Annotated in this window: 9 protein-coding genes; all 9 read left to right on the forward strand. The window is 28.8% G+C overall.

Translation table 11 applies throughout. The features are described 5' to 3' along the window. Positions 1 to 291: 291 nt before the first annotated feature. The 9 genes from IUY40_RS15770 to IUY40_RS15810 all read left to right on the forward strand — a co-directional run bounded on the left by IUY40_RS15770 (position 292) and on the right by IUY40_RS15810 (position 12,933). On the forward strand, positions 292 to 1,674 hold the full coding sequence (locus IUY40_RS15770) for a sigma-54 dependent transcriptional regulator (RefSeq protein ID WP_195737822.1): 1,383 nt from the start codon (positions 292 to 294) through the stop codon (positions 1,672 to 1,674). After that, positions 1,649 to 2,791, forward strand: a complete 1,143-nt coding sequence (locus tag IUY40_RS15775; protein WP_195737823.1) for an FIST N-terminal domain-containing protein — start codon at positions 1,649 to 1,651, stop codon at positions 2,789 to 2,791. The genes IUY40_RS15770 and IUY40_RS15775 overlap by 26 nt, the downstream gene beginning before the upstream one ends. 2 nt (positions 2,792 to 2,793) lie before the next feature. After that, positions 2,794 to 5,820 carry a PAS domain-containing hybrid sensor histidine kinase/response regulator gene (locus tag IUY40_RS15780; RefSeq protein ID WP_195737824.1) on the forward strand — a complete coding sequence of 1,009 codons (3,027 nt, stop codon included), beginning with the start codon at positions 2,794 to 2,796 and terminating at the stop codon, positions 5,818 to 5,820. Positions 5,821 to 5,963: 143 nt separating this feature from the next. After that, positions 5,964 to 6,398, forward strand: coding sequence for a response regulator (locus IUY40_RS15785; protein ID WP_195737825.1), 435 nt, complete (start codon positions 5,964 to 5,966; stop codon positions 6,396 to 6,398). Positions 6,399 to 6,413: 15 nt separating this feature from the next. Then, on the forward strand, positions 6,414 to 7,142 hold the full coding sequence (locus IUY40_RS15790) for a polysaccharide biosynthesis/export family protein (protein ID WP_195737826.1): 729 nt from the start codon (positions 6,414 to 6,416) through the stop codon (positions 7,140 to 7,142). Positions 7,143 to 7,151: 9 nt separating this feature from the next. Then, positions 7,152 to 9,302 (forward strand): GNVR domain-containing protein, encoded by a 2,151-nt coding sequence (locus IUY40_RS15795; protein WP_195737827.1) that lies wholly within the window; start codon positions 7,152 to 7,154, stop codon positions 9,300 to 9,302. 9 nt (positions 9,303 to 9,311) lie between these two features. Further along, positions 9,312 to 10,538: a hypothetical protein gene (locus IUY40_RS15800; RefSeq protein WP_195737828.1), complete on the forward strand. Its 1,227-nt coding sequence runs from the start codon at positions 9,312 to 9,314 to the stop codon at positions 10,536 to 10,538. Next, positions 10,529 to 11,644, forward strand: coding sequence for a glycosyltransferase family 4 protein (locus IUY40_RS15805; protein ID WP_195737829.1), 1,116 nt, complete (start codon positions 10,529 to 10,531; stop codon positions 11,642 to 11,644). The genes IUY40_RS15800 and IUY40_RS15805 overlap by 10 nt, the downstream gene beginning before the upstream one ends. Further along, on the forward strand, positions 11,644 to 12,933 hold the full coding sequence (locus IUY40_RS15810; protein ID WP_195737830.1) for an O-antigen ligase family protein: 1,290 nt from the start codon (positions 11,644 to 11,646) through the stop codon (positions 12,931 to 12,933). The genes IUY40_RS15805 and IUY40_RS15810 overlap by 1 nt, the downstream gene beginning before the upstream one ends. Positions 12,934 to 12,998: the final 65 nt, after the last annotated feature.

Raw genomic sequence — 12,998 nt, forward strand, 5'->3', positions numbered from 1 at the left:
ATTTTTTACGATATTTATAAAGATATATATGGTTAGCTGATTATCAATTAATTATATTTAATATGTTTTGCAAACTGGCAGCATAAATTTAGAACGTTCGGATATTCGAGAACTTTACAAATAGTTGTGACAGGACCTTTTGCAAACGCATTGTCAATGAAGTTTTCTTTCTTTATGATCTGGAATTTTTTTCATACAGTAATCGATAAATATATAATTGAAAATTAACGACATAGAGTTTTTTTTTGTAATTTGGTATAGAATATATCGAATTTTAACAAACAGATACTTATGAAATTATTCAAAATTTTTTTAGTTGAAGATGACCCTTTTTTTGGAGAAACCTTAAAGTATCACCTTAAGTTAAATCCTGATTTTGAAGTTTTTTTATTTAAAACGGGAAAAGAATGTTTGGATAATTTATTTCAGAGTCCTAATATAATTTGTTTAGATTTTGGATTACCAGATATAACAGGTGATTTACTTCTTAAAAAAATTCAACAAACAAATAATCAAATTCCAATTATAATTATAAGTGGTCAGGAAGAAATCGAAGTAGCTGTTGATTTTTTAAAATCTGGTGCAAAGGATTACATTGTAAAAAGCAATCACACAAAAGAGTTGCTTTGGAATTCAATTATTAAAATCAGAGAAAACTTAAATCTCATAAATGAAGTCGAAGAACTGAAGGAAAAACTTGAGCAAAAGTTTAGTTTTGAAAATACTATAATAGGACAAAGTGAAGCAATAAAAGCTGTTTTTAATAAAATAAATAAATCTTTAAGTACTAATATAAATGTTTCTATAACTGGAGAAACAGGAACTGGTAAAGAGATTGTTGCAAAAGCAATTCATTACAATTCAGAGAGGAAAAATAAGCCTTTTATAGCATTAAATATGGCTGCCATTCCAAAAGAATTGGTCGAAAGTGAGCTTTTTGGACATGAAAAAGGAGCCTTTACTGGTGCAGATCAAAAATATATGGGAAAATTTGAACAAGCCGATGGTGGAACTATTTTTTTAGACGAAATAGCCGAGCTAGATTTAAATCTTCAGAGTAAATTACTACGAGTAATTCAAGAACGCGAAGTTACAAGACTTGGCGGAAAGGCAGTTATTAAGTTTAATGCCAGGTTAATTATTGCAACTCATAAAGATTTAAAAGAAGAGGTTAAAAAGGGAGCATTTAGAGAAGATCTGTATTATAGAATTATTGGTTTGCCAATCGAATTACCACCTTTAAGAGATAGAGGTAACGACATTTTACTTTTGTCAAAACATTTTATCGATTTGTTTGTTAAAGAAAATAAATTGAAAACAATTACTATAACCAAAGAAGCTAGAGAAAAACTCCTAAAACATAAATTTCCGGGAAATATAAGAGAACTCAAATCTATAATAGATCTTGCTTGCGTTATGTGTGAGAGCAATGAAATTTGTGTAGAAGACTTAACTTTTGACACAATAAATGATACCGATTTTTTCTTGTCTGAAGATAAAACATTAAAGGAGTTTACTTCTGAAATTATATTGCATTACTTAAAAAAGAATAATGAAGATGTATTAAAAACGGCCAAACAATTAGATATTGGAAAATCTACAATTTATAATTTAATTCAAGCGGGTCAAACTAAAAAAAATGATTTAAATGAAAGTAGCCACAGTTTTATTTGAAAACAATTCTTTTGTAAGAGAATTAAATAATGATAATTTAGATTTTACTGACTCCGACTTAGTTTTAGGTTTTGGATCAAGAGATTTAGTTTCTGATGATGCAATTTTCGATCAATTGAAAAATAAATTTCCATCTTCACAATTAATATTATGTTCTTCAGCTGGGGAGATTTATGACAATGAAGTTCTTGATGATACAATATCTCTTACTGCAATTAAATTTTCCTCGACAGTAATTAAAACTTATGAAGTAGATATAACAGATTTTAAAAATAGCTTTGAGGCTGGTTCTTCCTTAATTGAGAAATTTGTTCAGGAGGACTTAAAATTAGTTCTTGTGTTATCTGATGGAGGAAAAGTTAATGGGAGTGAGTTAGTAAATGGCATGAATGCTGTAAAAAGAGAAAAAGTATTAATTGTGGGTGGCCTTGCTGGCGATGCTGCAAAATTTGAAAAGACTGTTGTAGGATTGAATGCCCGACCAACTCAAGGTAAAATTATAGCTATTGGTTTTTATGGACAGAAGTTATTGGTATCTCATGGCTCTTTGGGTGGCTGGGAAAGTTTTGGATTAGAAAGGATAGTTACAAAATCGGAAAGCAATGTTCTATATGAAATTGATGGTAAAAATGTATTAGATCTTTATAAAAGTTATTTAGGAAAATATGCTGATGAATTACCTGGTTCTGCTTTACTTTTTCCGTTGTCGATTAAGATTGAAGAAGTAGATGAACCTATTGTTAGAACTATTTTATCTATAGATGAAATGAATCAAACGATGACTTTTGCGGGTGATGTTCCAGAGGGAAGTAAAGTGCGGTTTATGAAGGCAAACTTTGACAGATTAATTGATGCTGCAAGTGATGCTGCATCTTCTTGCTTAGAAGTAAATAGTTTTAGTCCAAAACTAGCGCTCTTAATAAGTTGCGTAGGAAGAAAATTAATCCTCGGAACCCGTATTGATGAAGAAGTTGAAGCCGTTTCAGATGTTTTCGGAAATAATACGATTCTTTCTGGTTTTTATTCCTATGGAGAGATTTCGCCACTAAAACCTTTTGGAGAATGCATACTTCATAACCAAACAATGACTATTACTTGTATAAATGAAATAGACTAGTTATGGAAATTCATAAACTTTTACAAAGACAAATCAATAAAAATATAACTGATGAGCTTAAAAATCATCCAGATTTTCAGTCTTTTATAAAAACGGTTAACGACTCATATTTGTCATTTGAAAGAGATAAAGATTTAATGGATCATTCTTTTAAAGTAAGTGAAAATGAATACAATGAAGTAAATCAGAGTTTAAAGAAAGAATATGAATTAAAACAAGAGTCTATTTTAAAGTTATATGAAAGCCTTACAGAATTGGACGAAGGGTATCGATCTATAAGTGAAAATGAAAAAAATGATCTCCTTTTTATTTCAAAATATTTAAACGAGCAAATAACAAAAAGAAAAGAGACTGAAAAAAAATTATTTGAGACTGCCCAATTTTTAAAAATATTATTGGGAAGCTTGCAATCGGGTATCTTAGTTGTAGATAATAATGATACTATCTTATTTGTTAATCAGTATTTATGTGACATCCGTAATATTAAAGCTTCCCCAGAGGAGATGATAGGAAAAAAACCAACGGAATATCTAAATGATGCTCAGTTATTATTTAAAGATAGCGAAGCTTATAGGAATAGAATTGATGAAATTTTATCTAATAAAGAAATTGTAACTGGTGAAATACTAGAAACTTTAGATAATCGCTTTTTTGAAAGAGACTATATACCAATTATGGTTGACGATGAGTGTATTGGACACCTTTGGAAATCAACAGATGTAACTCAGAGAATTAAAAGTAAAAATTTATTAAAGCAAAGTGAAGAACGTAATCGTATTATAATGAATTCGTCACTTAATGCTATAGTAACAATAGATAGTATTGGAAAAATAACTTTTTGGAACAATCAAGCCGAAATTATTTTTGGATGGAAAAAAGAAGAGGTTTTAGGTAAAACATTAAATGAAACCATAATTCCGAAACGTCATAAAAAAGGCCATACAAAGGGACTTAAATATTATGAAGAAACAGGTAAAGGACCTATTTTGAATAAGCAAATCGAACTACCTGCAATAAATAATAGTGGACACGAATTTCCCGTTGAAATATCAATTATACCATTGGAACAGAATGGTGAAGTATTTTTCTGCTCTTTTATTCAAGACATATCAGAGAGAAAAAAAGTAGAAACTAAATTAAAGTTTCAAGAAGAGAAATATCGTAACATTATTGCTAATATGAACTTAGGTCTTATTGAAGTAGATACTAATGAAATTATCCAATATGCAAATCAAAGTTTTGCTACTATATCAGGATTTGAAGTTGAAGAACTTATTGGTTTGAATCCTTCAAAAATATTTGTTCTTGGTAAGAATATCGAAATGATGAATACTAAGAATAAATTGCGAGAAAAAGGTTTATCAGATGTTTATCAAATGCCCGTAAAAAATAAAAGGGGAGAATTAAGATGGTGGGCCATTGGAGGAGCACCTAATTATGATGATAAAGGTAATTTAGTAGGTTCTATAGGGATTCATCTAGACATTACAGAGCAAAAACAAATGGAAATTGAGCTTGAAAATGAGAAAATTAAGGCTGAACAAGCATCTAAAGCAAAAGAAGCTTTTTTAGCTAATATGAGTCATGAAATACGTACTCCTCTTAATGGCATAATTGGCTTTTTAAGAGAATTAGGAAGACAACAATTAACCGATTTACAAAAAAAATACGTTGAGAATAGCACAGTAGCTTCAAAACATTTGTTATCAATTATAAATAATATATTAGATATTTCTAAAATTGAAGCGGGAGAGATGTCACTTGAAGAAGAAGACTTTATTTTTAAAGAAGCAATTACGAACGTTATTAATGTACTTGAGCCTCTTGCAAAGAAAAAAGGATTGAAGTTAATTTCGCATATTTCTAAAGATGTTCACAGCGTTTTAAAAGGAGATATTTTGAGATTAGAACAAGTGTTATTTAATCTAATTGGAAATTCCTTAAAGTTTACTATTAAAGGAAAAATATTTTTGAAATGCGAAGTTCTAAAAGATACTAAAGCTTTTCAAAGGCTACAAATTTCTGTTGTAGATACAGGAATTGGCATGGAACAAGGTTATGCGGAAAATATTTTCAATAAATTTTCACAGGAAGATAAAGCAATTACCCGAAAATTTGGTGGTACAGGTTTAGGTATGGCTATTACTAAAGAACTAATCCAGCTAATGAATGGTAAAATTAATGTACAAAGTGAAAAAGGTTTAGGCACTACTGTTAACGTTGTAATTGATTTAGAAAAAGGGAATATTAATAATATTAAAAAGATTCAAAATGAAATTAATATTGATATTGCTGGTATAAATGTCTTATTAGTAGAAGATAATATTATCAATAGAATGGTTGCTATTAATTCATTAAATTATTTTAATTGTATTGTTACCGAAGCGACCAATGGTATTGAGGCGATTGAAATTTTAAAAAATAAAAGTTTTGATATTATATTAATGGATGTACAAATGCCTGAAATGGACGGTATTGAGACAACTATGAAAATAAGGGAAGAATTAAAACTACAAACCCCTATAATTGCTCTTACGGCAAATGCTTTTAAAAGTGAAGTTGATAAATGTAAAAATGCAGGTATGGACGACTATATTACTAAACCTTTTGAGGAGTTTGATTTAATAGAAACAATTTCCCGATTTACGAATAAAAAATCTGAGATAGCTGATAATTCTAATAAAGGAAAAGAGGTAAAACTTTATAATTTAAAAATTTTAGAGAGTATTAGTAGAGGAAACCCTGAGTTTATTACAAAAATGATTATAATTTTTATTGATCAGATAAAAGAGGTAATACCTAATGCAGAAGTAGCGCTCTCTTCGGGTGAATTTTTAATATTGAGCCAACTTATGCACAAGATCAAACCTAGTATTGAAGGCATGGGAATAGTAAGTAGTGTTGAGGATATTAAAATTTTGGAAAAAATAACTAAAGAAGGTAAAGACAAAGAAAAGATTAGTAATTTATTTTATCAAATAAAATCCACATTGCTCACTGTTATAGAACAATTGAAAGGAGAAATTTAGAATTGTTTTTTCCATTTTTTGGAAAATATTCTATAAAACGGAAAATATATTAGTTTTTTGTTGTTGTAAGGTCTTGTTTTTTAGTTGTTTGTGTTTTTGGCTTAACTTTAGCTTATATGTTATCAATAAAAAAAAAGAATAACATGGAAACTAAAACTCAATTTAAATTTTTTATAGTAGATGATGATTTTTTTTGTGCGAATGTATATAATCAATATCTCATCAATATGAACTATAGTGACATTACACACTATTCTAATGGTAGTGATTGTATTAATAATTTACATCAAAATCCAGATATTATTTTTCTGGATCATAATATGGAAGACATTACAGGATTTGAAGTGCTCAAAAAAATTAAACGCTACAACCCTAATATCTATGTAATCATGATTTCAGGGCAGGAAAATATAAAAACTGCTGTTGATGCTCTAAAATTTGGTGCTTTTGATTATGTAATAAAAGGAAATGATGTTAATGAAAAAATAGCAGTAATTATTACTAAAATAATTGCTATCAAGGAGGAATTAAAAAAAGTATGCCCAGGTCTAATTAAGCGTTTGCTATCCATTTTTTAACTAAATATACCTACTATGAAAAGTTTTATTGCATTTTTTTTAATGGCGCTGCTTTTTTGTTCCTGTAAAACACAAAATTTACTAGTAAGTGATGCAAAAGTTAATGATGATAAATCTTTTTTATACGATCCCAATTATCAATATAAAATACGAAAAGACGACAAAATATCAATCTCTGTATGGGGAGAGGATAATTTAAGTGTTGGTTCAGTTTACGGAATTTACAATTCAAATGAAGTCTATGGAAAATGGCTAATGGTAGATACAAATGGTGCTATTGAAATACCTAAAATAGGTACAATAAACGTACTAGATAAAACAGTTCCAGAGCTAAAAGAAATGATTAAAAATGATTTAAAAAAATGGTTAATTAATCCAATTGTAGATATAAAAGTGCTCAATAAAGAGATTATTGTTTTAGGAGAAGTACGAAATTCAAATACAGTTTCAATAGACAAGGACCATGTTAGTCTTTTAGAAATGATTAGTAAAACGGGTGGATTTGAATTTTATGCCAATTTAAAATTAATTAAAATTTTAAGACAAGAAGGAGAAAACGTGAGGGTTACCAGTATAGATCTTACACTTGGAAACAATATTGTAAATACCAATATACAATTGCGTCCAGGTGACATTGTTATTGTTCCTTCAAAAAAGAATAAAGAGTTTGATAAAAGAATAGCTACTATAATTCCATTGGCAACAACTATAAGTGCCGCAGCAATAATTAAAGGAATATTATAAAAAGGTCTTATGAACGAAAATATACGAATACTAAAGCCATTTTTTAGAGGATTACCAATTATAATTTTCACAGTAGTAATTTCGATATTAGGAGCAAAAAAGTATCTTAATTATGTAACACCTATGTATGAAAGTACTGCCAAGTTAAAACTAGCTGATGTTCAGGAAGGAGTTCCTAGTACTAATCTTTTTAAAGATTTTGATGTTTTTGCTTCTGCAAATAAAATAGCAACAGAAATAGAAGTTCTAAAATCAAGTTTGTTAATAGGAAAAACACTTGATGAGCTACCATTTAATAAAGAAATATATCGAAAAGGGAGTGTACGATCTGTAGAGTTGTTTAGGAACTCTCCAATTTTAATAGATGGCACGTTTAACTCTGAAAAGGCACTAGATAAAAGATATGGTTTAGATATTATCTCAAATAAAGAATTTGTATTCTATTATCCAGATTCAGAAAAAGGAATGAATGGTTATTTTGGTAAACCTTTTTTAATTAATGGAGGTATTATTTTGATCCATTTGAATGAACTATTTATAAAATCAAAAAAAGACTTAAAAGTTATAGATTCCTATGAATTTGAGTTTTTGAGTAGACAAAAATTAATGGATAAGATTAATAAGAATCTTGATATTGTATCGGTTGATAAAGATGTGCCAGTAATCCGTATAAATCTTAAAAGTAATGTGCCAGAGAAGGCTGCTTTGTTTGTAAATAAATTAGCAGAAGTTTATGTAAAAGATTATATCGAAAGTAAATTTAGAGCAGCAGATACCACTGTTGATTTTTTAAAAAAAGAGATTAACAGCTCTAATAAGAAACTTTCTTCGTCAGAAAATAATATTCAAAATTTTAAAGATAAAGAGCATATCATTAATATACCCCAGGAAACGGAGACTGATTTAAGAAAAATTGCACAGCTAAAAATAGAAAAAGTTAACTTAAAAATGAGTCTTGATGCAATAAAAGATCTAAATAAATATATAGCTAACGCAAAAGGGAGTTACTTAGATTTAGCACCAAATTTTGAAGCCTTTACAGATTTACTTTCCACAGAGATGGTTAAAAATATGAAAAGTTTACAAGCAGAAAAAAAAGATCTACTACTTACTTATACTCCTGAGAACGAAAAAGTAAAAGTAATAGATGCTAAACTAAAAGACTTGACAGATTATCAGATAGAGAGTATAAAAAACACAGAAAACAACTTGCAAACAAAATATTCAGAACTTTCAAACGAAATTAAAGAATCTGAAAAAGCTTTTATAGGACTTCCTGAAAAAGAAAAAAAATTAACTATTCTAAACAGAGATTTTAATTTATATGAAAAAAACTATAATTTTCTCAATGAAAAAAGAATTGATGCAGAAATAGCAAAATCAGCTAAAATTGCTTTTCATAAAGTTATTAGTCCTGCCGAGATTTCGGCAACTCCCGTTTCACCAATACGATCTATAATAATTATAGTTGCAGCTATAATGGGAATGTTTGGGTCTATAGTATTAATATATATCGTTCATTTTGCAAAAGCAAAAGTCAATGACATATATACCATCGAAAAAAATAGTAGTATTCCCGTTGCAATTGCAACCCCATATATCAAAGTTGCTACCCATATTGAGGATCATTTTTTAAAAGAGGCATTACAAATGGAGCTAAAAGGATTCGTTCAAGACAAAGGGATTATAACAATTAGTTCTTACGATAACACAAGAGAACACTTGTTTCATTCTAAAAATCTTATCGAGGCTTTCTGCGCTCAAGGACGAAAAGTATTGGTTGTTGATACTACTGGCGAGTTTCTTAATCAAATAGATCACAATAACTATATCAACTTTTCGGACTCTAAATATTTAAGTGCAATCCAATCTGTTTTTAAAAATGAAATTGAACAAAAAATGACAAATCATGAGTTGTGTATTATTCACAACCAAGCTATAAATAGGGGGAGGCTCGCATTATTGTTTATGAGTTTAGCTTCTCAAAATTTTGTTGTATTAGATAGTCGTAAAACTGCTGAAAAAACAATAATAGCCATTGAGTTATTACTAGAAGAATATCATTTACCTAATATGTCGTTTATTCTTAATAAATCGGGCTATAACCCCAGTATTTTTTCTTGTGCTAAGAATATTTATAGAAAATATTTAAATAAATAAGTTTATAAAATGTACACACTAAAAACATTACTAGTCAAAGATTCTTTTTTAGTTCTCATAGATCAAGTAATTACTAGTGGTACAAATTTTTGTTTAACACTGGTAATAGCCCAAAAATTAGACATAAAAAGTTTCGGTTTATATTCTTCGGTTTTATTGATTGCATATCTTTTATTAAGTGTCAATAATGCCTTAATCATTCAGCCGTTTCAAGTTACTATTGCAAAAACAGAAAATAAAGAGCAATACATTACAACCTTATTTTTCGGCGTACTTTTTTTATTGATTATACCTTTACTAATAATAACGGGTATGTTTCATTTTCTAAAAGATAGAATTTTGTTTCAAATAAGTCCAAGTGCTGTTATTTGTTTTACAATAGGATTTTTGATTAATGATTTTTTTAGAAAGTTACTTTTAGGAGTATCCAAAATAAAAAGAGTATTATTTATGGATATTCTATTCTTAATTCTAGCTTTTTTATTTTTAGTACTAAAGAAATTAGACTTATCAGAGGTTTTATTAATTTTTGGAATTATTAATTTAATTTCAACGCTCCCAGGCTTTTTATTTATGATAAAGAATTATGAAAAACCAATTGCTTGGAGGGTATTTTTTGAGGCTCATTTAAAACAAGGTAAATGGCTGTTGAGTGTAGCCTTATTACAATGGTGCTCAAGTAATTTTTTTATTCTTATTTCAGGAATCTATCTGGGTATCGAGGCATTGGGTGCTTTAAGATTAGTACAATCATTTTTTGGAATCATAAATATTGGCTTACAGACAATAGAAAATTATTTCCTTCCTAAAATAGCCATGATATATGATAAAAATAGTGCGGCTGCAAAGAAGTATTTATTAAAATTAACTATAGGAGGTGCTTTTGGATTTGGTATATTAACAATATTATTTTTTGTTTTTTCTGATCAAATTATAGTATTGGCTGGAGGTTTAAAATATGAACATTATGGTTATGTAATAAAAATGGTAGCTGTTCTTTATTTCTTTATCTTTTTAGGATACCCGATAAGAATCATGATTAGGGTATTGATGCTGAATAAAGTTTTCTTTATGGGCTATTTACTTTCGTTTTTTACTTCGCTGGCTAGTTTTCATTTTCTATTAAAATATTCTGGTTTATATGGTGCTGTTACAGGGCTAATTATAAATCAAATTATAATGATTTTGTATTGGCAATATCAGTTAAACAAAAAGCAATTTCAATTATGGAAATAATTCACTTAATTCTCGGAAAAGCAAATCCTCAAAGGATGAACGGAGTTAATAAAGTAGTTCATCAATTGGCTACAAAACAACAGCTTTTTGGTGAAAAAGTTGCTGTTTGGGGAATTGCTGATAATCTTGAAATAAATTTTGAAGAAAGAAACTTTGAAACACATCTGTTTCAAAAAATGAATTTTCCTTTTTCCTTTTCAAAAGAACTTCAACAGGCAATAATTAATAAAAAAGGCAAAGCAATTTTTCACCTTCATGGAGGATGGATTCCAGTATATTATTCTTTGGCAAAATTATTTTTTAGATATAATATAAAATTTGTCCTTACTCCCCACGGAGCTTATAATGTTATTGCTATGAAAAAGAGTGCTACTTTGAAGAAAATATATTTTTATTTTTTTGAAAAAAAAATACTGCAAACGGCTCAAAAAATTCACTGTATTGGTAAAAGCGAGGTACACGGTTTAAAAAGAATATTTGATACTGATAAATTCATTTTGTTACCCTATGGCTTTGAAAATAACATGCCAATAGAGTTAAAGACGATTACTGATGAAAACATAGTTTTTGGGTTTATAGGCAGATTAGATATTTATACGAAAGGCTTGGATACTTTGGTAAAAGCATTTAAAAAGTTTCATGCTAAAGAACCCTCTTCAATGTTATGGATAATTGGAGACAGTAAAGAAAAAAATGAGCTACAAAATATTATTTCCAAAAATTTATTAGATAATAGTGTTATTCTTTACGGAAGCAAATTTGGTAAGGAAAAGGATGAATTATTGCAGAAAATGGATGTCTTTGTTCATCCTTCAAGAAATGAAGGCTTGCCACTCTCGGTGATAGAAGCATCTAGTTACGGAAAACCTTGTATTGTAACAGCTGCAACTAATATTGGTTATGAAGTAGTAAAATACAATTCGGGCAAAACAATTTATAGCCAAAGTAGTAAAAAATTAGAAGCAGCTATGAGTGAAATTTTTCTAGACTATAAAAATCATGATAAATTTATTGAGATGCAGCGCAATGCTATAAAAATGGTAAAAGAAAATTACAATTGGAATGAACTACTCTTAAAATTCAATACAGATTTATATCAAATATAATGGAAAAGCAAATCCTTAACCACGAACCTTTTTTAAAAATAATAAACAATTATATGTTTATTGTTTTGCTACTTATGATAGCTTGTTTTTTTACATGGAGTGAAAATGTAAATATTACTAGAGCCATAAAAGTTGTTGGGCGAATGGGACTTATGCTTTCTTCGATTGCTATATATTATAAAATAATTCGTTATGGCGCAGTAAACACCTTAAGTTACAAAAATATATTTTCACCCTTATTTTATTTTGGTTATTTAGCATTGGGTTTTTTATCCTTTATGTGGAGTACAAATCCAGGTTTTAGTGCCTTACAATGGTTTATGACTTTTCAAAGTCTTGTTTTTGCTTTCTTTTTTATCAAAAGTATCAAAATATTAGACGCCTTTTTTAAGGGGCATACAATTCGACTTTATCATCTTTTAGGGAATTCCGTGTTTGTTTTACAAACCATTTTTGTTGTGGGAATGTGGATCGATCCTGATACGTTTTTCAGGCTTACCAATGGAGGAGAAGAAGCCAGATTGGGTGGTGTAATGATGAATCCAAATGAGCTAGGAATGCTCGCTGGAGTTGGTGTTGCCTGCCTTATTTTTGATTTATATAGAAAAAAAAGCAAAGCATGGACAGTAATAAAAATACTTGTAATATTTTATGCTTTATTCATGACAGGCTCAAGATCTTCGTTGATAGGAGTACTTTTAATTATTTTTTTTCATATCAATCAAACTAAAAAGAAAGGATTAAAACTAGCTATTATAGCCGGAGTGCTCATGGTAGTTCCGTTTGCAGTAAATCAAATTATTTTAAAAGGAGGCGATCAAAAACGATTGGAAGAAATACTCACCTTAACTGGGCGATTGCCTTTTTGGCAAGCATTAATAACCGAAGGCTTGCCAAGAGAACCCCTTTTAGGTTTTGGTTATATGAGGATCGATTATAAAGAGTTTTTTCAAAGTGTTCATACTTATCCTGGTAAGATGACACACAATACTTTTATGCAAGTGTTAATGAATTTAGGATTTATTGGTCTTTGCATAGCCATTTTCCAATTATTTTTTACTTTCCGTGCATTCATCTACGAGGATAAAGAAAATCGTCTGATGCTCATCGGAATCCTTATTCCTGTTTTAATAAATTCGTTTACCGAGTTTGGAATTTTTGGTGAAAGTAATTATGGGATTTTGTTTTATCAAATGATCATTTTTTCTGTTTGTTTTAAAAGTAATATGCATTTTACGTCGCAACAGAAAATTTATTTAAGGAAAAGAAGACCCGATCTTGTCACATAATTAATTTTCCAAAATTATGTTTTATTTCCAAAATATGGAAATTAAAAATAATTTATATTATATAA

The organism is Flavobacterium sp. ALJ2, from assembly GCF_015594725.1.
Classification (GTDB): Bacteria; Bacteroidota; Bacteroidia; order Flavobacteriales; family Flavobacteriaceae; genus Flavobacterium.

Coding starts and splice junctions, on each gene's coding strand:
- IUY40_RS15770 (WP_195737822.1), top strand. CDS start 292: ATGAAATTATTCAAAATTTTTTTAGTTGAAGATGACCCTTTTTTTGGA.
- IUY40_RS15775 (WP_195737823.1), top strand. CDS start 1,649: ATGAAAGTAGCCACAGTTTTATTTGAAAACAATTCTTTTGTAAGAGAA.
- IUY40_RS15780 (WP_195737824.1), top strand. CDS start 2,794: ATGGAAATTCATAAACTTTTACAAAGACAAATCAATAAAAATATAACT.
- IUY40_RS15785 (WP_195737825.1), top strand. CDS start 5,964: ATGGAAACTAAAACTCAATTTAAATTTTTTATAGTAGATGATGATTTT.
- IUY40_RS15790 (WP_195737826.1), top strand. CDS start 6,414: ATGAAAAGTTTTATTGCATTTTTTTTAATGGCGCTGCTTTTTTGTTCC.
- IUY40_RS15795 (WP_195737827.1), top strand. CDS start 7,152: ATGAACGAAAATATACGAATACTAAAGCCATTTTTTAGAGGATTACCA.
- IUY40_RS15800 (WP_195737828.1), top strand. CDS start 9,312: ATGTACACACTAAAAACATTACTAGTCAAAGATTCTTTTTTAGTTCTC.
- IUY40_RS15805 (WP_195737829.1), top strand. CDS start 10,529: ATGGAAATAATTCACTTAATTCTCGGAAAAGCAAATCCTCAAAGGATG.
- IUY40_RS15810 (WP_195737830.1), top strand. CDS start 11,644: ATGGAAAAGCAAATCCTTAACCACGAACCTTTTTTAAAAATAATAAAC.